We start from the raw sequence: 22,717 nt of genomic DNA on the forward strand, positions 1-22,717 counted from the left end.
TTTCCCCGTTTTCATTGTCTCAATGATTGAATGCGAGAATTTTATATTGATAACCGCCCAATTCAATTTTACTTTCCTGTGTGGTTTCTTTTGTTCTTAAATCGGTTAGTGTACGTCCTTTCAAATCAAAAGGGAGGGTAAAGGATTGCTGGACATCCGTCGGATTGATGAGGATCAGGACAGAACGTTCTCCATTATACTTTTGGTATGCCACAATATTTTCATTTCCGGCTGTATCAAGGAATTTGAACTTTCCGTCATTGGCAAGTAATCGTTCTTCTTTTCGCAAGAGGATCAATGTCTTAATTTCATTGAAAAGCTCGGTATTTTGTTTTTCTTCTTCCCAGACCATGCATTTTCGGCACCCTGGATCCATGCCCCCAGTTAAGCCTATTTCATCTCCATAGTATATACAAGGGCTGCCATTGAATGTCAAAAGGATTGCGTGGATGAGCTTGGTTCGAGCTAGATCTTCCCCGCAATCCGTGAAAATCCGCGGTGTATCATGGCTTCCAAGAAGATTGAATGTCACGTCAAAAACATTGGTAGGATAACTGTGATAGATGGCTGTCATTTCTTCTGTGAACTCGCGTGCATTGATGGTTTGTGAAGCGACCAAGCGAAAAACTTGGTTGGTAAACGGGTAATTCATGACCGCATCGAACTGATCGCCGCGAAGCCATGGCATTGAGTCATGCCAAATTTCCCCAAGAATATAAAGGTCAGGCTTTATATTTTTCACCGTTGTTCGAAATTCACGCCAGAATGGCTGATCGACTTCATTTGCCACATCGAGCCTCCAGGCGTCTATATCGAACTCCTTGATCCAATAAGCCGAGACCTCGAGCAGATATTCTTTCACCTCAGGATTCGCAGTATTCAATTTTGGCATCGATTCAAAAAAACCGAATGTTTCATAATTTGGCCTTTCCCCTCCTTTAAGAGGAAAGCTGTGTGGGTGGAACCAATCCTTATATTTTGATTTCTCCCCTTTTTCGAGTAAATCCTGAAAAGGGGGGAAATAGTAGCCGCTATGGTTAAAAACGGCATCCAGCATGACCCGGATATTCCGTTTGTGGCATTCGGTTATTAGTGTTTTCAATGTTTCCTTCGTTCCGAATTGCGGATCGATACTCCGATAATCAATCGTATCGTATTTATGATTGGAGTAGGCATGGAAGATTGGTGTGAAATAAATTCCGTTGATACCGAGCTTCTCTAAGTAATCCAAATGTTCAATGATTCCTTCGAAGTCCCCGCCAAAAAAATTATCCACGGCCGGTTCTTCACTTCCCCAAGGTATCACACCTTCCGGATCATTGTCTGGGTTTCCGTTCGCGAATCGTTCAGGGAAAATTTGATACCAAATCGTATCTTTGACCCATTCTGGTGCTCCGAATATTTCATTTTGATGTAGATAAGGAATCGCGAAATAGCTCCCGGGATCTCTGGGGGGTTCTTTAAAGAAACCCTTTTCCGTGTAAATGGCACTTTCATCTTCTGAGGATACCTTGAACCCATATCGAATTCTTCTGTAGGGGGGCTTCACATAAATATGCCAATAATCATAACGGTTATCGCTGCCTGATAAACTCATGGGAAGTTCTTCGTACTGCCATTGACCATCATTATCTGAAATGTATGGATCCCCAAAAATCAATCCGGCTGAGGAGATATCTTGTTTTTTCGTACGCAGGCGGATATGTAGGGTTTCCGTGTTGATGGGATAGCTATAATTGTCATTAGGCCTATGGTGTATGGATGAAAATTCCATTGAAAACACTCCAATTCTATAAGTATTTGAGGAAGTGAATTGAAAAAGGGAACTTCAGGCTGTTTATGAGGGAGGGCTCTATGTAGTTATAATTAGCCGGGTTTAAGTGTTTTTTTCAATATGGTCATATACCCAAGTTTAATTGAAAGAAGCACTTATTAACTAAAAAATAACAAAAAGTGTTCATCACTACAAGGAAATAAATACGTCGAGGAAAATGTTGTAAAAACCAAAGCTGTTCATATAATGATAACAATAGGTTTGGTGCCGCTTTCATTTAGGAACTTTGTTTGATTGGCTGAACTGAAAAACAGTATTATTTGGCGCTTTTGGACATGATAAAATAAACATTTTAAAAAGGAGAATAAAAATGAAGAAGCTGATTTTTCATTTTTTCATGTCCATGTTCTTGATCGTTATTGTAAGTGCTTGTGGATCCAGTTCAGATTTGGAAAATAAAGTAGTGAAAGAAAATAAGAAAAACGAAGAAGCCAGTAATGAAGCGAAGCCGAAAAAATTGATCATTTGGGAGGAAAAAGGTAAAGCCGAGGCCCTAAAGCCAGTAATTGAGGCATTTGAAAAAGAATATGGAATCAAAGTTGAGCATAAAGAGCTGGAAATAGCTACCGAGATGTATCACCGGCTTCGTCGTGATGGGCCAATCGGAAACGGAAAAGCCCCGGATGTTGTTACTTTTTCCCATGACAAAGTCGGGCGTATCGTGAAGGAAGGCCTAATTCAGGAAGTGAAGGTGAATGAAGAAGTAATAAATGCCTTCATTGAATCTTCAATCAGGGGGGAAATGTATCAAGATAAGGTATTTGGATTGCCGAAATCCGTAAACACTTCCGTTTTCATTTATAATAAAAAATTGATGGCTAAAGCTCCTGAAACGATGGATGACCTATATAAAATGGCGAAGAAATCAAGAAAAGGGAAAGTGTATGGTTACTATGCCAAATGGAATGATTTCCATGATGCGTATGGAGTGATGGCTGGAATGGGAGGTTATGTATTTAGAGATAAGGATGGAAATCTGGACCCTTCGGACATTGGTTTGAATAATAAGAGTGCAATAAAAGGGGCTCGGTACATCCAAAAATGGTATAAAGCGGATCTGATTCCAAAAGGCGACGAGGCAGCGATCGGGAAGTTATTTGATCAAGGAAATTTGGCTTCTTTCATGAGTGACGGTAACTCATTTTCCAAGAGAAAGGATACAGGAATTGCCCCTTTGCCAAAATTGCCAAATGGTCAGCCAATGAAAACGTTCATGGAAATCAAAGGCTGGCATGTAACAGCATTCACTAAACATCCTTACTGGTCTACGAAGTTAGTGGAATATTTGACAAACGATGATAATGCAATCCAGCGTTATGAAAAAACAGGGGAAATCCCCCCAAATAAGGCAATCAAACAAAACCCAGCAATCAATGAAGATAAAAGGGCACAAGCCTTAAGCATACAAATACAATACGCTGAACCTGTGCCGAATATTCCGGAAATGAATAAGGTATGGGGACCGATGAATTCTGCCATGGATGATATATCCACTGAAAAAGCAAAACCAAAAAGGGCTTTGGATAAAGCTGTGAAGACGATAAAAAAAGAACGTTAAAATCGTGTTCTGTTTATTCCATTCATTAAGCGTAACCAGTATCTCCAATTTGTCCCTTTAGTGTAAAGTTTTTTATAATTTGGATTTGACGTTAAGGGGGCAAAAGGCTAATCTTAAAGGCGTAAAGAGATAGCTAGGAGGAGAGCGGATATGAGAAAAAGAGTGTTATCACTCGCTTTAATTCCGTTGCTTCTTTTTTACGCCATTCCAGTAGGAGCAGCTGAAAAAGAACAACGAACTTGGAAGGATGAAATCGTATATTCATTATTAGTCGACCGATTTTTCGATGGTAATATACAAAATAATGGAGACGCGAATGTCAATGACCCTTCTGCGTTTAATGGTGGGGATTTTGAAGGTGTCACGAAGAAACTGAATTATTTAAAAGATATGGGTTTTACCGCTATCATCCTTTCACCGATTTTCGCTAATGATGAAAATGGTTATCATGGTGATTGGGTGACCGATTTTTATAAAACGGATAAACACTATGGGACAATTAAAGAGTTTAAAAAACTCGTGAATGAGGCACATAAACGCGATATGAAGGTGATCATTGATTTTCAAGCTAATAATGTGGGTCCTGAATCATCATGGCTGACAGACCCTGAAAAACAAGGTTGGTTCCATGAAGAAAAAAAGATTTCCAAGGACGGAAATCAGGATGATTTGGAAACAGGATGGGTTGATGGTCTTCCGGATTTGAATCAAGACAATGATGAAACGCGGAAATATTTACTTGATGCGGCCAAATGGTGGATTACGGAAACCGATATTGATGGATACCGTTTAAATAAAGTCCAATACGTAGCAAAAGATTTTTGGAAGGAATTTGTGGATGCAGTCAAATCTGAAAAATCAAACTTCTATACAATAGGAGATGTACAAGGTGATGCCGATTTGATTTCAAGCTACAAGCAGACGGGTATCGATGCTTTTATGGCTTATCCGCAAAATGTCGAGCTACGGAAAGCATTTGCTGCACCCGATAAAGAATTTAAACCTGTTTTTAATGCATTTGCGAAAAGTGAAGATGAATTTGGGGGAAATGCTCCTCAGGCATTGTTCATGGACACTCAGGGAATGCCCCGATTTACTAAGGATGCAGCCGATCATAACGAAAATCCAGGTACCAGATGGAAAATGGCTCTGTCATATCTCTATACGGTGCCAGGAGTGCCAATCGTATTTTATGGATCGGAAATAGCCTTAAATGGCGATAGTGCCCCGGATAATCATAAATTGATGAATTTTAAGACAGAACAGGAATTGGTCGAATATATAACAAAGCTTTCCGATCTCAGAGACATGTACCCAGCATTGATAAAAGGGGATTTGGAGCTTTTATATGAAAAAGGTGGAGCTTCGGTTTTCAAGCGTGTGTATGATGATGAAACGATTGTCGTCGCCATGAACAATACGACTGAAACTCAAACGATAAACCTTACTGAAAAGGAACTTGAAAAGAATAAAGAGTTGAGAGGTATGCTGAATGGGGATCTGGTCCGCAGTAAGGACAACAGCTACTCTATCGTAATCGACAGGGAGACGACGGAAGTCTACACACTTTCACCTAAGTCGATTATTAATATTCCTTACCTGTTAGTTATAGGATTGGTTCTTCTCATTTTTGGTATATTCATTGCTTTGGTTATTAAGCGTTCAAAACGGAACCAACCAAAATAATCATATACCTCTCGATGTCGGTAGCTGCCAAACATTGTCCCTAAGGCTTTGTGGAAAACAGGATCGGGAGGGTACAGCATGAATAAGACCTGGTGGAAAGAAGCGGTTTGCTATCAAATTTACCCGCGCAGTTTCATGGATAGTAATGGTGATGGCGTCGGAGATATAAAAGGATTGATTTCAAAGCTCGATTATCTGCAGGAATTAGGGATAGATGTTATTTGGATTTGTCCATTTTACAAGTCCCCCAATGCTGATAATGGCTATGATATTAGTGATTATCAGGCCGTATCCGATGAGTTCGGTTCAATCGAAGATATCGAACTGTTATTGAAAGATGTTCACGCACGTGGGATGAAGGTGATACTAGATCTTGTTTTGAACCATACAAGTGATGAGCACCCATGGTTCGTCGAGTCACGTTCGTCCCGCGATAATCCTAAACGGGATTGGTATATTTGGAGGGATGGTCAGGACGGAAGGGAGCCTAATAATTGGGAAAGTATCTTTTCCGGAAGTGCCTGGAAGTTCGATGAAAGGACCAATCAATACTATTTACATTTATTTGCCGAAAAACAGCCAGATTTAAACTGGAAAAATACTGATGTACGACATGCATTGTATGAAATGGTAAATTGGTGGCTCGACAAGGGAATTGATGGCTTCCGGATTGATGCTATCACTCATATTCATAAGCGTGAGGGCTTGCCCGATATGCCCAATCCTTATTGGCATCAGTATGTACCTGCGTTTGAAATGCACACCAATCAGGATGGGATTCTGGATTACCTTCAGGAGTTGAAAGAAGAGACTTTCTCTAAGTACGATATCATGACGGTCGGTGAGGCCAATGGCGTCAGGATTGAGCAGGCTGAAGATTGGGTTGGGGAATTGAATGGGAAATTCAATATGATATTTCAATTTGAACATCTTGGACTTTGGAATAGGGGACAGAATCACGATGTTGATGTTCAGGGGTTAAAACGCACAATGACCAAATGGCAAAAAGTGATGAAAAACAAAGGCTGGAATGCTCTGTTTTTTGAAAACCATGACCAGCCGAGAAGTGTATCGACATGGGGAAATGATCATCAATATTGGTTGGAAAGCGCAAAAATGATTGGGGCTCTATACTTTTTCATGCAAGGGACACCTTTTATTTATCAAGGTCAGGAAATAGGTATGACGAATGTCCAATTTGATTCGATTGATGATTATGATGATGTTGGAATGAAAAACTTTTACCGGATTGAGACCTCCAAAGGCCGTCCGCATGATGAAATCATGAACATTATCTGGCATAGCGGCCGTGATAATTCACGAACCCCGATGCAATGGAATGAAAATGAAAATGGTGGGTTCACGCACGGAAGACCTTGGATGAGGGTTAATTCCAATTATCGCGCCATTAATGTAGAACAGCAGAAGAATGACCCATCATCCATTTATCATTTTTATAAAAAGATGATAGAACTTCGAAAAAAACATCAGGTCCTTGTTTATGGGGAATATGAATTATTATGGGAAGATCACCCTGAGCTTTATATTTATACAAGAAGTATGAATAAAAATTCAGTGATGGTAGTATGTAACTTTAGTATGAATCACCACCAAATCAACCTTTCCCATTGGGGTAAGATGGAACTATTACTAGCTAATTATGATGATTGTCCTGAAGGGTCCGTTATTGATTTACGGCCATATGAAACGAGGATTTATCGTTATTGACCTTTAAATGACTTCCTGTATATTACCTTAAAACCCTGTGTGGTTAGTCGTCTGACTTCTTTCCTTCCAAAAGACTTGTCGTTTTTTTAGAAGCTGATCCAAAATCAGCTTCTTTTTAATTTTAAAAAAAGGGGTGGAAAAAACGGAAAAGTCGGTATTTTCTGAAATATGGACGAGTGGAAAAAAAAAGTATGGATATATCTGTTGGACTGAGTGTATTATGAATACATACAAATGTATAATTATAAAATCTATTAGTGAAGTGTTTATTGGTATTCACCTTTTTTGGAATGAATTCAATAAAGGCTAAGAGGGGAGAGGGGAAATGCATGGCCATCACAATAAAAGATGTGGCACAGCTGGCGAATGTTGCTCCTTCAACAGTTTCTAGGGTGATTGCAAATAATCCTCGAATAAGTGAAAAAACAAAGGTAAGGGTACGTAAGGCGATGAATAAATTAGGGTACCATCCAAATTTCATTGCACGTAGTCTTGCCAATCAATCAACCAGGATCATTGGCTTGGTCCTGCCAAGTTCGTCAAATGATTATTATCAAAATCCATTTTTTCCAACGATTCTCCAGGGTCTTAGTGAGGGAGCTCAGGAAAACCATTATTCCCTGTTGCTAGGCACGGGAAAAACCGAAGATGAAATCTACGAAGGAGTCGTAAACATGGTGCAGGGGGGGATGGTGGATGGAATAATCCTGATGTATTCCAGGATGAACGATCACATTCTGACCTATTTGAGGGCAAGGGATTTTCCTTTTGTCATCATTGGGAAACCCTATGATTTTCTCGAGGAGATAACATATGTTGATAACGATAATGTCTTGGCAGCCGAACAGGCAACAGATTATCTCATTCAGCTAGGACATGAAAGGATTGGATTCATCGGAGGCGATGTAACCCTTGTGATGACGCACGATCGCCTATTAGGATATGAACGGGCTTTGAAGAGGGCTGGGATCGATCGAAGGAGGGAATATACCCTGCATGAAGACTTTTTGCATGAAGGTGGACAAGCAGCTGCAAAAAGATTGCTTGCCATCGATGAACCGCCAACTGCTTTGGTGGTCAGTGATGATCTTATGGCACTTGGCATCGTGCATTCACTTCGCGAGATGGGCGTTCGCACTCCAGAAGAAATGTCCATCGTCAGCTTCAATAACGTTATTTTCTCTGAACTATCATTGCCTGCCCTGACTTCTGTAGATATTAATATTTTCGATTTGGGATATCAGGCCGCTAAGGGTATCATTCAAATGCTGCAAACTGGAGATACTCCTGTTGGGTCCATCATTCCACATCATTTCGTGGAAAGGCATTCTTGCAGACCGATCAAGCAAGGTGCGATGGCCTTGACTTATTAAACGAAAGGGCATTAAGTAAAGGTAATGCCCTTTCAGTCTGTAGACAAAACTCGATGAAAATCGAGTTTGTCTACAGTTTTTTTATGGCTTGTACAATTTGAACGTTGATTGGAACGTAGGGCTCGCTTTCTACGGGTGGTCCTCACTTTCGCAGCCATGAATGTAAAGAAGATGGCCAATTGGACATGGCAAGGTCCAAAATGGCCTAACATAGTGGGCTCGTATAGACCCAATTCCTTAATATTGAGCAAAATTCAAAGGGAATTTCAAAAGGGGTTCGGAATGTTAATTCCGAACCCCATTTGCTAGAATTGCACGCTGAAACTTTTGAATGTATGTACACCGGTTCCGTGTCTGACTAAGTTATGATCTTTAAGATATTGAATGGCTTCGAGGACTTCCTCAAGAATCCTTGGTTCGAGGCCGAGCTTGTTGTGTCCTCCATAGATTTTGGAGACTTCCTGGAGCTTAGCGATTTTTTCTAACGAATTCACAAGGTCTTCAGGGCTTGTCGATGGGTAAAATGCATAAACTGGTGTATCTGAATAAAGCAGGTCACCAGTAAATAAATAACCTGTTTCATTATCCAAAATAGAAATGTGGCCAGGTGAATGCCCAGGCGTGTGATAAATGCCTAAACTGCGGTTCCCAAGATCAATGGTTTCCCCAGCTGTTAAGAGCCTATCAGGGTACCCTTGGAATGGCTTGTATGTCATAGGGTCGAATGATTCCGGGACGGGTATGGTGATATCCCGAGCCATTTCTTTTCTTATTTGTTCCAAAGACAAACCTTTAATGCCATTGATCAGCCAATCGGCATCATCACCATGAACATAAATTGTATCGAAATCCCCATGACCGCCAATATGATCCGCATGCACATGTGTGGTCAGGACGATAATAGGAAGATCGGTAAGCTGGTCCGTAATTCGCTTAATCGAATCGATGCCTAACCCTGTATCGATTAACGCAGCCCTGGTCTCCCCAAGTAGTAAAAAGGAGTGGACGTTCTCCCAATGACCATATTCACTAATTGCAAACGTTTCTGAGTCCAATTCCTGAACGGTGAACCATGGATCTACAATATGTTTCAAATGGCACAACTCCTTCTCATACATATATTTCCGTTTAAACTGGAAATATCCTGCTTGAAAAAAGTAAAAGCAGTGGATTTCAATTTGCGAAGTCCACTGCTTTTGTCGCTAAGGAAGCTAAGGCCTTATCCATTTACAACGGTCCCGCCGTTTACATGGATGACTTGTCCGCTGACATAAGATGAATCATCACTTGCCAAATATACATAGGCTGGTGCTAATTCCTCAGGCTGCCCTGCGCGACCCATTGGAGTATCCTGACCGAATTTGGCAACATCCTCTTCACCGAATGAGGCAGGAATCAGTGGTGTCCAGATAGGGCCTGGCGCAACACCGTTCACTCTGATTCCATCTTTAGAAATGGAGTTCGAAAGGGCTCTTGTAAATGCTAGAATTGCACCTTTCGTTGAAGAGTAATCGATTAGTTTTGGGTTTCCTTGATAAGCTGTGATAGAGGTTGTATTAATGATACTGCTTCCTTTATTAAGGTGCTTTAATGCAGCTTTTGTTAAGTGGAACATCGAGAAAATGTTAGTGCGGAACGTTTTTTCCAATTGTTCAGCAGAAATGTCAAGGATGCTTGTCTGCACATGCTGTTCTCCAGCGTTGTTGACTAGAATGTCCAAACCGCCGAATTCATCCACCGTTTTATTGACGACATCCTGGCAGAAGGCTTCATCACCGATATCCCCGGAAATGAGTAAACATTTCTGTCCTTCTTTTTCGATCAATTCTTTTGTCGTTTTAGCATCCTCGTGTTCATCCAAGTATGCAACTGTCACATTTGCTCCTTCTTTAGCGTAATAAATGGCAACAGATTTACCTATTCCGCTGTCTCCTCCTGTTATGATTGCGGTTTTCCCTTTTAATTTACCGCTTCCTTTGTAGGCAGATTTAACTGAATCAGGGTTTGGTTCCATTTTTGTTTCCACACCAGGCTGATGCTGTTGATGTTGAGGTGGAAATCCTTGTTTGTTTTGATTTTGGTTTTGACTAGTCAAGATTAAAACGCCTCCTGTTTAATTATCTACACTATTTCTATTCCTTCTTTTTGGAAAAACAAAACATGTAAAAAATGGTTAAAATTGTCCTTGGGTATATTATTTAAGGTTTTAACGAGGGGAACATGACTAGTCTTTCCATGTTCTATGAAGGAGATTCATTTGAGGGGAAAGAGGGTATCAACAAACAATAGAGGCAGCAGCTGCATATAAAAAAGGCCTACCTGAGCAGGTGAGGCCTTATTACTACCGGTAATTTAAGAATTGTACATCAATGGACAGTTCAGCGCCTCGTATCGCGGAAATAATTCCTTGCAGATCATCCCGGTTCTTGCCGGTAACCCGGATTTGATCATCCTGGATTTGGCTTTTCACTTTAAGACCGCTATTTTTAATGATGGTATTGATCTTTTTTGCTTGTTCCTTATCGATGCCTTGAATTAACTTGGCCCGTTGGCGGACAGTACCACCAGAAGCACCTTCTAGCTTACCATAGTCCAGATTCTTGATCGGTACGTCACGTTTAATGAGTTTACCAATGAGGACATCCTTCAACTGGTCAAGCTTATATTCATCGTCTGACACTAAAACCAGGTCTTCTTTTTCAATGGTGATACTGCTTATGCTCCCTTTAAAATCATAGCGGGTCTTTATTTCCTTCATAGCCATGGTAACTGCATTCGTTACCTCTGAAAAGTCTACTTTCGAAACAATATCAAATGAATTTTCCTTTGCCATCACTTACCTCCAGCAGGGTTTATTTCCTTTATTATAGAGAAAGTGTGATGGGAAGACAACTATATAAATCATATGATAAAGCGGTGACAGCCTATTAAAAAAGCAAGGGGACTAGCCCCGAGCTTCATTTATGGTCCGTTTTCTTCGAATAGGAATGCTTGCCTGCAGTGAGGTTTTCCTGAAATGCGCTATTTTTTTCAGCATTTATCGCTTGGTTATCTTTTGGCCTTTTATTGTTATCAGTTGTTTTTGACAAAGTGAAAACTCCCTTCCATTATCATGATCAATATATATTGTTCACAATAATGGAAGGGAGTATGTATGTTTATGATTTCTCAGGGGTATCGTTTAAGAAGAAGAGGGCAATTGTACCAGGACCGGCATGTGCACCGATGACGGAGCCAATTGTATGGATCATGAAATCGGTTGTCCCGAATTCATTTTGAATGGCTTCCTTCCATTCCAAGGCCGTTGCTTCATCATCACCATGACTGATGGCAATCGTTTGGGTTGTTAAATTTTTGCCTCTTTCATGCATTAATTCGATTACACGTTTAATCAATTTCTTTTTGCCGCGTATCTTTTCAAGCGGAACAAGCCTTCCTTCTTCAACATGCAATAACGGTTTAATGTTTAATAAACCGCCTACAAGGGCAGAGGTCTTGGAGATGCGACCGCCACGCGCCAAATATTCAAGATTATCTACAGTGAATAGATGCTCCATATGTCTGGTGCGTAATTCGATGTCAGCTAGGATTTCTTCTTTAGAGGCACCGTTTGCTGCTAGGTCGGCTGCTTTCTTTACAATTAAACCGACTCCCATCGAGGCGCATTTGGTATTGACGATTTCTATGTCAAGGTCAGGGTATTCTTCCTTCACCTGATTTAGAATCATCACTGCCGTTTGATAAGTACCAGATAACTCAGAGGAAAAGGCTATATATATTCCTTGTTTTTTCTCCTTAGCAAATTGTGTGAAGAGTTCTATAAAGTATTCTGGAGAAGCTTGCGATGTTTTCGGGGCTTTTCCCTCAATCATTGCCTGATAGACTTCGTGAGAATTAATAGTAAGTAAATCTTCATAATTTCTCCCATCAAGATGGACTTGTAAAGGGATTAATGATACATTGTTTTCCTTATAGAAAGACAATGGCAAATCACATGCACTATCTGCAAGAATTGTGATAGCCATAATACACCTGCTTTCTTTTTACAATTTTTAGAAAATGAGTGACCACTCTACTTTTTAGTGTAGCACGTAACGGTAAAAATTCAATCTCTACGTAAATAGAATAAATAATTAAGGGTAAAAAGATAATAGGATAAGGGTGAAATGGAGGTTTTTTAGGATGTACAGTGGTGAAATGAAGAAAATTATCATAGTTGTGGTCGGAGCATTACTAAATGCTATCGCGATGAACTTTTTTCTAATACCGGCAAACGTATATGCAAGCGGCTTTACAGGAGTGGCTCAGCTACTATCGAGGATGATAGGTTCTTTTGCACCTTTTGATGTATCGACAGGCATTCTATTGCTTTTATTGAACGTTCCAGTAACGATCATTGCTTGGCGAAAAGTTGGGAAGTCCTTTACCTTTTATAGTTTTCTCAGCGTTGTCTTGATGTCCTTTTTTATGGAAGTCATTCCGATTACTCGCTGGTCACCTGACATATTATTGAATGCGGTGTTTGGCGGAGTCATAGCTGCAGTAGGTGTGGGAATCACCTTGAAGTACGGTGCATCGACTGGCGGAATGGACATTATCGCCATGCTTCTATCACGGAAGAAAGATAAACCTGTAGGTACTTATTTATTTCTGCTGAATGGCGTGATCATTGTTACGGCAGGCGCTGTTTATGGACCTGAAAAAGCTTTGTATACACTCGTTACCCTTTACACATCGACCCGTGTTGTGGACGCGATACATACTCGTCATGAAAAGCTTACAGCGATGATCATTACAAAGAAAAGCGAAGAACTTAAACAGGCAATCCACGCGCAGTTAGTCCGTGGAATTACAAGGATTCCGGCAAAAGGGGCGTTTACTAACGAAAATAAGGAAATGTTATTGATTGTCATTACAAGGTATGAACTTTATGACCTTGAAAAGATCATCAAGGAAGTGGATCCACACGCTTTCACAAACATAATGGAAACTTCAGGCATCGTTGGTACCTTCCGCAGGGAATGAAATTAACAATTAAGGCCATTACACCACTTTTACAAAAGGAAAGTTTTCGGCGTTTTAAGTTTATTGCGTGTACAAATCGGCTAAATCTTATATTGAAGCGCCAAATTAAACCTTATGGCTAACGAAGAAAAAATGGGAGACAAGAAGAAGGGCGTAAAGGCGGGGAAATTGGACAAAAAGGCGAAAAGGAACAAAATAACAATTCATGTTTAACATAATGAAAGCCTCCAGGAATCCTGGAGGCTTTCACTTTATTTCGAGTGGTTTTCCAGTTCATCCTGGAGTTCTCGCAGTTGTTCTTTTTCGGCCTCGGTCGTATTGGCAAAGGCCGATGAAAGAGCGTTTCTAGCGACATCCTCAGTCTTATGCTGGTCACCATCATGCTCAGAGTGGAGAGCTTCTTCAACAAATTCTCTAGCTTTCTGGAATAATTTGTTTCCCATTAGAAGCCACCATAGCTTTGTTCAGACATAATTCTCAACCTGTCTTTTTCAGCTTCTTCAAACGTAGTGTGATAAGGGATTTTTTCGGCATGCCTGGCAACACTTTCTTTGCCCTGCTGTACAAATCGTTTAGATTTACTGCTTTTACCCATACTTATCTCCTCCGATTCTGAGCGTTGTCGACAACAGAAGGAAGCTGCTGTCCATATTAGTTTGAACTTGTAAGAGAGATATTATGAAGGTAAAAAATGTCGTTTTACGGTTTTATATTGAATTTTTCTTCGAGGAAGACGGCTATGCCATCTTCTTCATTCGTCAATGTAGTTGTATTTGCTACCGTTTTTACTGGTGAGATTGCATTCCCCATAGCAACCCCGGTTCCCGCGTAATCGAGCATTTCCAAATCATTATCTTCATCACCGAAAGCGATTATCCTGTTTTGAGGAATTTCCAGATAGTTGGATACCCGTTTTAGACCCACGGCTTTACTTAACCCGCTCTTAATGATTTCGATGATATGAAAAGGCTCTACCCAGCGGCGATGATCGACCAATTCTGCATGGACATCGGATAAATGCTGGCGAATCTGGCCTACAAATTCACTATCTGTATGAATTAGCATCGAAGTTGGGGAATCCTGAAGGAAATTGCGCAAGTCACCCGTCTTCATGTTGGGGTTTCCTACATTGAACATGTCCATCAACTTTTCATCATGATAATGGACATAAACGTCATCACGGACTTCGGCGATGATGTTGTGATATTGAAAATGATCGCACGCTTCAACAATCTCTTTCGCAACATTTATATCCAATGGGGAGTGATATACCCCCCAGCTTGTCAGCAATGGGTGATGGACGAAAGCGCCATTGAAATTAACGATGGGTGTAGTCAATCCCAATTCCCGGTAATAAAGTTCACTTGAGCGAAAGGGACGACCGGTGGCGATCATAACTTCATGCCCATCTTTTTTTAGTTTCAGCAGTGTTTGTTTAGTCCTTGGAGAAATTGTTTTTTTATCTGTAAGTAAAGTACCATCAAGATCCAAGACGATTAAATGTTTCTCAGTCATGTAAACACCTTCTGTTCTTTTTATTTCATTATATGCGAATATTGTTAAGGCTATTTTAAAGTAAATGTAAATCTTTTTCATTCTTTATGCATTCCTGTATGATATTAATATGCAGGATTATAATACTTAAAGCGAAGTATAGGTTTAAAGGAATGGAATGAGGAAACCTAAGCCTTTTTGAGAAGGTAGTGAAACTTCTTTTAGGTAAAGATCGTAACAAAGCATCCGGAGGGGTTAAATTGATAATAATTGAAAATGAGCAAATTGGACATATTCCTGTATTACACTTAAGTGAGCAAACCACTTTCCATCAGGAATTGCCGCTTATTATTTTTATACATGGTTATCAAAGTGCAAAGGAACACAATCTTCACTATGCTTATTTATTGGCTGAGAAGGGGTTTCGTGTTCTTCTTCCCGATGTAATTCATCATGGGAAAAGGGGAGCTGGTTTGAGTGATTCTCAAATGATGCCCCGGTTTTGGGAAATGGTTTTACAAACCATCCAGGATATATCTTTGATGAAGGATGATTTATTATCCAGAAAATTAATTGATCCTGACAGAATTGGTGTAGCGGGTACCTCCATGGGGGGAATAGTTACGAATGGGGCTCTGGCTGCTTATGAATGGATATCCGCCGGAGTAAGTTTAATGGGGAACCCATCATATGTCGCGTATGCAGAGCTCCAAATGGAGGAGATTAAGAAAAGGAAAGTTAGTTTCCCCGCTACTGATGAGGAAGTAGCCAAAGTGATTGAACAGCTCAAGCCATTTGATTTGAGTCTTAATCAAAATAAGCTTTCCAACCGCCCGCTTCTTTTTTGGCATGGAGCTAAGGATCCAGTTGTGCCTTATCAACATGCATATCACTTTTATGAAGGGGTCAAAGCAGGGTATAATGATGCAAATGAAAGAATTGATTTTATCCTCGACCCTAAGGCAGGACATAGGGTCAGTAGAGAAGGCGTGCTTATGACTGCAGACTGGTTCGCGAAATATTTACTGCCAACAGTGCAAAAAGCTTAAGTGCTCATTCAAAATCTGTTATGATTCTAATACGGAGATAGGTTAAGGTCCAAATGGACAACGACTATCTAAAACGGAAGAAATTTTCCATAAAGGAGTGATTGAAGTGGATCAAGATACAAAAGACATTATTTTGGGGGCTTTGGAGCAGGTCATTGACCCTGAGCTTGGTATAGATATCGTGAATTTAGGTTTGGTATATGACGTGGATATGGATGAGGAAGGTCTGACTACAGTATCGATGACATTGACTTCAATGGGCTGTCCGCTTGCTGGGACGATTGTCGATCAAGTGAAATTGGTTCTGGAAGATATTCCAGAGGTCAAGGAAACGGATGTGAAGATCGTCTGGAGTCCGCCATGGTCGAAAGACATGATGTCCAGGTATGCTAAAATTGCATTAGGAATCAAATAATGACCATGTTGTAATAGAAATATAAAGCCAGTCAAAAAACAGTGAATCCATTCAATGGAGCCACTTTTTATGGTCTGGTTTTTTTCTAATACTTATGGCTAGGAGTGGTTAATTGAACAGTCATATAAAAGATTCATTGGACAGGCCACTAAGGGATTTAAGAATTTCAGTCATAGATCGGTGTAACTTTCGCTGTCAGTATTGCATGCCAGCTGAAATTTTTCATGAGAATTTTCAGTTCCTGCCTAAAAGTGAGCTTTTATCTTATGAGGAAATTGTAAGGCTTTCAAAGATATTTGCAAGCTTAGGAGTGAAAAAACTAAGATTGACAGGCGGGGAACCATTACTCCGGAGAGATCTTGCCACACTGATTTCAGAGCTCATTAAAATTGAAGGTATTGAAGATATAGGATTGACCACGAATGGTGTGTTCCTGAAAAAACATGCCGCGAATTTGAAGGCAGCTGGTTTACAGAGGGTGAATATTAGTTTAGACAGCCTCGATGATGAACTTTTTAAGAAGATGAACGGCAGAGATATCGGGATAAAGCCGGTTATTGAAGGCATAGCTGCTGCCAAAGAAGCAGGGCTTGGCGTTAAAGTGAATATGGTAGTTAAGAAAGAAGCCAATGAATCTCAAATCCTGCCGATGGCCCGTTTTTGTAAAGAAGAGGACGTCCAATTACGCTATATTGAATTCATGGATGTCGGACATACAAATGGCTGGCAGCTGAAGAATGTCATTACGAAAAAAGAACTCCTTGAGATGCTCCAAACCGAATTCGAGCTTGAACCGGTTGAAGAAGATTATTTCGGAGAAGTGGCAAAACGCTTTCGTTATAAGGGCACCACTGCAGAAGTGGGCTTCATAACATCCGTATCAGAGTCTTTTTGTTCCAGTTGTACACGTGCACGCCTTTCAGCTAATGGAAGTTTATATACATGCCTGTTCAATGGAAAGGGGCAAGACTTGAAGTCATTAATCCGTTCCGACATGACAGATGAAGAATTGACTGGATTCATCATATCGCTTTGGAACCATAGGGACGACCGCTATTCAGATGAGCGTAAAGCCGGGACATTGAAGAAACATGCAAAAATCGAAATGTCATTCATTGGAGGGTAACAAAACAATAAGGACTTCCGTCTGAATGAATGTAAAAAAATGAAGGGATGGCACTATGCCATCCCTTCATTTAATATGTATAGTCGATAAGAGCAACTGATGCTTGCCAAATTGCTTAAAAGGATTTTTATGCTTATTTTATGCATTTTTAGATGATTGTGAAATTATTTTATTCGAATCCCATAATAATGAAAATAATTCAATGGTCCTAGGGATGAATGTGCCTGAAAATTAATTCGATCATTTTAAGATCGTAAGGCATTATGTATTTCGCTGCTTATTATGGGAGGATTTAATCGATGGTACAGTTTTCTATTGGACAGTTTTCACAATCGATTTCCTGTTTCAAATAGTCTAAGTCAAGAATCGTAATGCGGCCCTTTTTAATGGAGATGACATTATTTTTCCTTAATTGAGCGAGCATCCGATTGACTACCTCGCGGGATGTGCCGCAAAAATTGGCGAGTTCTTGATTTGTAAATGGAAGATTGATAACTTTACCGCCTTCAACTTCAGTTCCATGGCTATTTGATAAACGGATGAGGGTGGAGTATAATGCACCTTTCTTACCGTGCAGGAGCATATCGCGGAATTTAGCCTGGTTTTTACGGTTTTGAGCGGATAACCATGTCATCATTTCAACTGCAAGCTGGCTATCGGAGGCGATTTTCCCCTCTAATGTCTCTTTGGAAATAACCGCAACAGTTCCATCTTCCAACATTTTTGCATTCACCATATATTTAGGATTTGGAGAAAAAAGGACTGTTTCCCCAACCAAATCATTCTCCGAACAAATTCGTATAGTTAATTCCCGGCCGTCGGGAACAACCTTACTCAATTCTACTTTGCCTTTCAAAATATAATACAAATCACTTGCTGGGGTGCTTTCCTGAAAAAGGAAGCACCCTTTTTCCAAATGTTTAATTTGCTTTCTCTTATCTAAAATTGCATGCAGCCGATTAGATAACGAAAAACCATTCATGTGTATGACCACCTTTCAAATACCGTTATTACACTACCTTTGATTTAAACGGAAAAAACACTAGTAGTCAACAACTTTGGATAATTATAGAAGTTGAAATGGGTAATTTTTCATTTGGAAGTTAAGTTTAGAAATTTATAAAAATACATTTGATTTTATTTTTATTCAGTCATATAATAGTATAATCAAAGAATGACAGGTACTTGAAATATAGGAGATGGTTTTATGAACGTATCAATAGTAGGTGCAACGGGTTATGGAGGAGTGGAACTAATAAGGTTTTTGAATAATCATCCGCAATTCAAGATAAAATCTTTGCATACTTCATCCCAATTTGGTCGAAATTTATATGAAGAAAATGCACATTTAATGCATATGAAAGATAAATTAGAAGAAATTGATCCGGAGGCGATTGCAAAAAAATCCGATATTGTATTTCTTGCAACTCCTTCTGGTGTTTCCTCACAATTGATTTCGGAATTTTCGGACCTTGACATTAAAGTAATCGACCTATCAGGAGACCTGAGGCTTCAAACCCCAGGTGAATATGAACACTGGTATAAAAAAACAGCCGCGCCACAGCATATTATTGAAGAAGCCGTATACGGTTTGGCTGAATGGAATGCTGAAGCGATAAGGCAAGCGGCGATTGTTGCAAATCCAGGGTGCTACCCAACCGCATCACTTTTAGGCCTTGCCCCCCTATTCACAGAAGGATTGGCCGGAGCAGCTGCAGAAGTGATCATCGATGCAAAATCCGGGGTTTCAGGGGCGGGTAAATCACTTTCGGCCGTTACACATTATAGTGAAATGAATGAGAACTTTAAGATATATAAGGTAAATCAACATCAACATATACCGGAAATCGAACAACAGCTTGGACGATGGTCAGCTGATTTACAACCTATTACCTTTAATACCCATCTGGTACCAATGACAAGAGGTATTATGGCAACGATGTATATAAAGGTAAATCGGGAAACCTCAAATGTTGAATTAAAGGATTTATACGAAACAGTATACGAGAACCATCCTTTTGTCCGGGTACAGCCGCTCGATCGCTTCCCATCCACGAAACAGGTATATGGATCGAACTTTTGCGACATTGGTGTCGCATATGATGAAAGAACAGGTAGGGTAACGGTAGTTTCGGTTATTGATAATTTAGTGAAGGGTGCTGCAGGGCAGGCCATTCAAAATGCAAATATATTAATGGGACTAGAAGAAACGGCAGGACTATGGAACAGTCCGCTATATCCATAAACTTTGGAGGGAAATAATGAATACACTACAGCCAGTTGAAGAAATCAAACAAATTCAAGAAGGAAACATTTTAATGCCTCAAGGATTCAAAGCGTCAGGTGTCCATGCAGGATTGCGCTACTCCAAAAAGGATGTTGGCATCATTTTTACCGATGTTCCAGCGTCGGCCGCCGCGGTTTATACACAAAACGTTGTTCAAGCCGCTCCAATCAATGTAACGAAAGATAGCATTGCCGCTTCTGGAAAACTTCACGGCATTGTAGTGAATAGTGCTTGTGCGAATGCTTGTACAGGAGTACAGGGTCTAAAAGATGCATATGAAATGAGGAAGCTTGCGGCTCAAAAGTTCGGTATGGAGGATCATTCATTTGCAGTGGCTTCTACCGGAGTAATAGGGGAATTCATGGAAATGGAAAAAGTTAGAAAAGGGATAGAGTCATTGCAGCCAGAAAATTCACCTGAAGCTGCCGATGATTTTGGTACCGCCATTTTAACAACGGATATTGTAACGAAGAGCTGTGGTTATGTAACAATTATAGACGGTAAAACCGTGAAAATGGGCGGAGCAGCGAAGGGTTCGGGAATGATTCATCCAAACATGGCAACAATGCTCGGTTTCATTACAACGGATGCCGTCATCGAACCGAATGATTTACAGCAAGCACTATCTTCCATAACCAACGATACATTCAATCAAATTACGGTTGACGGTGACTGTTCAACGAACGACATGGTGTTAGTGCTTGCGAATGGGGAAGCGAAAAATGAACCTTTGACAGCTAACCATCCAGAATGGTCTGTCTTCTTGGAATTATTAAAACAAACATCCGAAAATTTAGCAAAACAAATTGCGAAAGACGGAGAAGGTGCCACAAAACTGATAGAAGTGAATGTTCATGGCATGCCTACGAAGCAAGATTCACAAATGATGGCGAAGACGATCGTTGGATCAAATCTAGTGAAAACGGCAGCTTTTGGCGCGGATGCAAACTGGGGACGAATCATTGCGGCGATGGGAAGAAGCGGAGTGGGATTCAATCCGGATCAAACGACGATTGTTTTTGGTGATATTGTCGTACTTAAAGATGGTGTGCCAGTACTGTTTTCTGAGGAAGAAGCCAAAGCATATTTGGAAAATGAAAGTATCATCATTCATGTTTATTTGAAAGATGGCAATGAATCCGGAACGGCATGGGGCTGCGATTTAACCTATGATTATGTAAAAATAAACGGAAGCTATCGTTCGTAAGGGGGGAAAATAATGAACATATTAGTCATAAAGTGCGGCGGCAGTATCATCAATGAGTTATCGGAGTCGTTTTTCAATAGTGTTATAGAGTTACAAAACCGTGGCTACCAAATTGTCTTTGTTCATGGAGGCGGCCCTGATATAAATTCGATGCTTGAAAAATATGAAATTGAACCAGTCTTTGAAAATGGTTTAAGAAAAACGACCTCTGAAGTGATGGGAATTGTGGAACTTATGCTGGCAGGCAAATCTAACCGCAGTCTCGTTCATAAATTGGAAGCACACGGAATTAAGGCTGTCGGTTTAAGTGGTTCTGACGGCGGGATTCTCACAGGTGAGTATATCGATGAACAAAAACTTGGAGCTGTAGGCGAGATACAAAAAGTCAATACTGAATTACTTGGGATATTATTCGAAAATGGTTATTGTCCCGTATTGACGCCAATTTCAACTACCGAAGAAGGTACTAAATTAAATGTGAATGCTGATATGGCCGCTGGGTCTGTAGCGAAGGCGCTATCTGCAGACATGTGTTTATTTGTGACCGATGTTAAAGGGGTCTTAAAGAATGAACAGATCATTGAGGAATTGACTGAAACGGAAACGAAGGATTTGATAAAGGATGGAAGTATCCATGGAGGAATGATTCCGAAAGTCAATACTGCGTTATCGGTGCTGAATAAAGGGGTTGAAGAAGTGATGATCGTTAGTGGAAAAGATCATTTTTATCAAGGCGGACAATTCATCGGTACGAAATTTCTTCAGGAAGAAGGGGTATTTCAATGAGTTCTTTATTTCCAACATATGCAAGGTGGAACATTGAGCCTAGAAAAGCGTCAGGAATGAAGATTACGAGTACAACAGGTAAAGAGTATCTGGATTTCACATCCGGAATCGGGGTTTTGAATCTTGGTCATTGCCACGAGTTGGTAAAAATGGCAGTCACCAAACAGCTTAATAAATATTGGCACGTATCGAACATGTTTCAAAGTTCCATACAGGAACGGACAGCACAAATGCTGGCAGATGCCTCCGGTTTAAGCCAGGTATTTTTTGCTAACAGTGGAGCCGAAGCGAATGAGGCAGCTATCAAACTAGCGCGTAAAGCTACTGGGAAAAGCAAAATCGTCACATGTTTGCAGTCTTTCCACGGCCGTACGTTTGCAACGATGGCAGCAACGGGACAGGAAAAAATAAAGACTGGTTTCGGACCGATGCTAGCTTCATTCGAGTATGTTCCATTTAATGATAATGATGCCATGACAGCAGCCATAGATGAAAATACGGCGGCTGTAATGATTGAAATAGTTCAAGGTGAGGGCGGCATCCATGTTGTACAGCAATCCTATCTGGATGCGATTCAAACTCAATGCCAAGAACACGGAGCTCTTCTTATCATTGATGAAATTCAGACTGGGATAGGACGTACAGGGAAACCATTTGCATTCCAGCATTTTAATATCCAACCCGACATCATCACTTCAGCAAAGGGGCTGGGAAATGGCCTGCCAATCGGTGCGATGATTGGAAAGGAAAGGCTGTCGGATTTCTTTAACCCTGGAAGTCATGGATCCACATTTGGAGGTAATCCCATTAGTGTTGCAGCAGCAGAATCCGTTTTAAAGGAAATTTTCCAATCAGGGTTTTTAAAAGAGACCGTGAAAAAGGCTGAATACCTTGAGAGTGAATTGGCAAAAGCGTTAAAGGAATCGGAAGAAGTTAAAGAGATTCGCGGACTGGGGTTGATGGTCGGGATTGAATGCAAACAGGATGTTCAGGGGTTTTTAATGGAACTTCAAGAAGAGGGCTTACTTGTGTTGAGTGCAGGTCCTAAAGTGCTTCGTTTACTCCCATCTCTGACAGTTACTGAATCGGAAATCGATATGGCGATAAGTAAAATTAAAAAAATATTGGCAATAAAACAAACTATTTAAA

At 40.4% G+C, this 22,717-nt stretch carries 22 protein-coding genes; 12 read left to right on the plus strand and 10 right to left on the minus strand.

The features are described 5' to 3' along the window. Positions 1-19: 19 nt before the first annotated feature. Positions 20-1,774 (minus strand): alpha-glycosidase, encoded by a 1,755-nt coding sequence (locus tag SB775_RS04900; protein ID WP_410860703.1) that lies wholly within the window; start codon positions 1,772-1,774, stop codon positions 20-22. Between the two features lie 370 nt (positions 1,775-2,144). Here SB775_RS04900 and SB775_RS04905 point away from each other — a divergent pair, with 370 nt between their 5' ends. The 4 genes from SB775_RS04905 (at position 2,145) to SB775_RS04920 (ending at position 8,179) form a co-directional block, all read left to right on the plus strand. Beyond that, a complete protein-coding gene (locus SB775_RS04905; protein WP_089363651.1) occupies positions 2,145-3,392 on the plus strand; it encodes an extracellular solute-binding protein in 1,248 nt (415 codons plus the stop codon). A gap of 150 nt (positions 3,393-3,542) precedes the next feature. Further along, the gene (locus SB775_RS04910) at positions 3,543-5,078 is read left to right on the plus strand and encodes an alpha-amylase family glycosyl hydrolase (protein ID WP_410860704.1); all 1,536 of its coding nucleotides are present in this window, start codon (positions 3,543-3,545) and stop codon (positions 5,076-5,078) included. A 78-nt stretch (positions 5,079-5,156) separates the two neighbouring features. Beyond that, positions 5,157-6,806 carry a glycoside hydrolase family 13 protein gene (locus SB775_RS04915; protein ID WP_410860705.1) on the plus strand — a complete coding sequence of 550 codons (1,650 nt, stop codon included), beginning with the start codon at positions 5,157-5,159 and terminating at the stop codon, positions 6,804-6,806. A gap of 329 nt (positions 6,807-7,135) precedes the next feature. Beyond that, positions 7,136-8,179, plus strand: coding sequence for a LacI family DNA-binding transcriptional regulator (locus tag SB775_RS04920; protein WP_410860706.1), 1,044 nt, complete (start codon positions 7,136-7,138; stop codon positions 8,177-8,179). A 305-nt stretch (positions 8,180-8,484) separates the two neighbouring features. Here SB775_RS04920 and SB775_RS04925 read toward each other — a convergent pair whose 3' ends face one another. The 5 genes from SB775_RS04925 to SB775_RS04945 form a co-directional block, all read right to left on the minus strand. Continuing rightward, on the minus strand, positions 8,485-9,264 hold the full coding sequence (locus SB775_RS04925; RefSeq protein ID WP_410860816.1) for an MBL fold metallo-hydrolase: 780 nt from the start codon (positions 9,262-9,264) through the stop codon (positions 8,485-8,487). Between the two features lie 134 nt (positions 9,265-9,398). After that, the gene (locus SB775_RS04930; protein ID WP_061462066.1) at positions 9,399-10,274 is read right to left on the minus strand and encodes an SDR family oxidoreductase; all 876 of its coding nucleotides are present in this window, start codon (positions 10,272-10,274) and stop codon (positions 9,399-9,401) included. Positions 10,275-10,520: 246 nt separating this feature from the next. After that, complete coding sequence (locus SB775_RS04935) at positions 10,521-11,012, minus strand: YajQ family cyclic di-GMP-binding protein (protein WP_410860708.1); 492 nt, start codon at positions 11,010-11,012, stop codon at positions 10,521-10,523. A 124-nt stretch (positions 11,013-11,136) separates the two neighbouring features. Further along, positions 11,137-11,268, minus strand: coding sequence for a DUF3941 domain-containing protein (locus tag SB775_RS04940; protein ID WP_089363655.1), 132 nt, complete (start codon positions 11,266-11,268; stop codon positions 11,137-11,139). A 69-nt stretch (positions 11,269-11,337) separates the two neighbouring features. Next, positions 11,338-12,204: a DegV family protein gene (locus SB775_RS04945; protein WP_410860709.1), complete on the minus strand. Its 867-nt coding sequence runs from the start codon at positions 12,202-12,204 to the stop codon at positions 11,338-11,340. 157 nt (positions 12,205-12,361) lie between these two features. On the opposite strand from SB775_RS04945, the gene SB775_RS04950 reads away from it, so the two are divergent. Next, a complete protein-coding gene (locus SB775_RS04950) occupies positions 12,362-13,204 on the plus strand; it encodes a YitT family protein (protein ID WP_410860710.1) in 843 nt (280 codons plus the stop codon). Positions 13,205-13,455: 251 nt separating this feature from the next. Here the strand turns inward: SB775_RS04950 and SB775_RS04955 are convergent, their stop codons facing one another. From SB775_RS04955 to SB775_RS04965, 3 genes are all read right to left on the minus strand, one after another. Then, a complete protein-coding gene (locus SB775_RS04955) occupies positions 13,456-13,647 on the minus strand; it encodes a DUF3813 domain-containing protein (RefSeq protein ID WP_410860711.1) in 192 nt (63 codons plus the stop codon). Further along, positions 13,647-13,799 carry a hypothetical protein gene (locus SB775_RS04960; protein ID WP_164468789.1) on the minus strand — a complete coding sequence of 51 codons (153 nt, stop codon included), beginning with the start codon at positions 13,797-13,799 and terminating at the stop codon, positions 13,647-13,649. The genes SB775_RS04955 and SB775_RS04960 overlap by 1 nt, the downstream gene beginning before the upstream one ends. Positions 13,800-13,903: 104 nt before the next feature. Continuing rightward, positions 13,904-14,719, minus strand: coding sequence for a Cof-type HAD-IIB family hydrolase (locus tag SB775_RS04965; protein WP_410860712.1), 816 nt, complete (start codon positions 14,717-14,719; stop codon positions 13,904-13,906). A 239-nt stretch (positions 14,720-14,958) separates the two neighbouring features. Between SB775_RS04965 and SB775_RS04970 the strand changes: the two genes are divergently transcribed. The 3 genes from SB775_RS04970 to moaA all read left to right on the plus strand — a co-directional run bounded on the left by SB775_RS04970 (position 14,959) and on the right by moaA (position 17,288). Beyond that, a complete protein-coding gene (locus tag SB775_RS04970) occupies positions 14,959-15,747 on the plus strand; it encodes a prolyl oligopeptidase family serine peptidase (RefSeq protein ID WP_410860713.1) in 789 nt (262 codons plus the stop codon). Positions 15,748-15,853: 106 nt separating this feature from the next. Then, positions 15,854-16,162 carry a metal-sulfur cluster assembly factor gene (locus SB775_RS04975; RefSeq protein ID WP_089363659.1) on the plus strand — a complete coding sequence of 103 codons (309 nt, stop codon included), beginning with the start codon at positions 15,854-15,856 and terminating at the stop codon, positions 16,160-16,162. 112 nt (positions 16,163-16,274) lie between these two features. Then, a complete protein-coding gene (moaA, locus tag SB775_RS04980) occupies positions 16,275-17,288 on the plus strand; it encodes a GTP 3',8-cyclase MoaA (RefSeq protein ID WP_410860714.1) in 1,014 nt (337 codons plus the stop codon). Positions 17,289-17,580: 292 nt separating this feature from the next. Here moaA and SB775_RS04985 read toward each other — a convergent pair whose 3' ends face one another. Beyond that, the gene (locus SB775_RS04985) at positions 17,581-18,270 is read right to left on the minus strand and encodes a Crp/Fnr family transcriptional regulator (RefSeq protein ID WP_410860716.1); all 690 of its coding nucleotides are present in this window, start codon (positions 18,268-18,270) and stop codon (positions 17,581-17,583) included. Positions 18,271-18,495: 225 nt separating this feature from the next. Here SB775_RS04985 and argC point away from each other — a divergent pair, with 225 nt between their 5' ends. From argC to argD, 4 genes are read left to right on the plus strand one after another with little or no spacing between them, the layout of a single operon-like run. Then, the gene (argC, locus tag SB775_RS04990) at positions 18,496-19,533 is read left to right on the plus strand and encodes an N-acetyl-gamma-glutamyl-phosphate reductase (protein WP_061462075.1); all 1,038 of its coding nucleotides are present in this window, start codon (positions 18,496-18,498) and stop codon (positions 19,531-19,533) included. Between the two features lie 16 nt (positions 19,534-19,549). After that, positions 19,550-20,782: a bifunctional ornithine acetyltransferase/N-acetylglutamate synthase gene (gene argJ, locus SB775_RS04995; RefSeq protein ID WP_410860717.1), complete on the plus strand. Its 1,233-nt coding sequence runs from the start codon at positions 19,550-19,552 to the stop codon at positions 20,780-20,782. A 12-nt stretch (positions 20,783-20,794) separates the two neighbouring features. Further along, positions 20,795-21,568, plus strand: a complete 774-nt coding sequence (argB, locus tag SB775_RS05000) for an acetylglutamate kinase (RefSeq protein WP_089363663.1) — start codon at positions 20,795-20,797, stop codon at positions 21,566-21,568. Continuing rightward, on the plus strand, positions 21,565-22,716 hold the full coding sequence (gene argD, locus SB775_RS05005; RefSeq protein ID WP_089363664.1) for an acetylornithine transaminase: 1,152 nt from the start codon (positions 21,565-21,567) through the stop codon (positions 22,714-22,716). Before argB ends, argD begins: the two co-directional genes overlap by 4 nt. Position 22,717: the final 1 nt, after the last annotated feature.

This window comes from Peribacillus sp. SIMBA_075, from assembly GCF_046534585.1.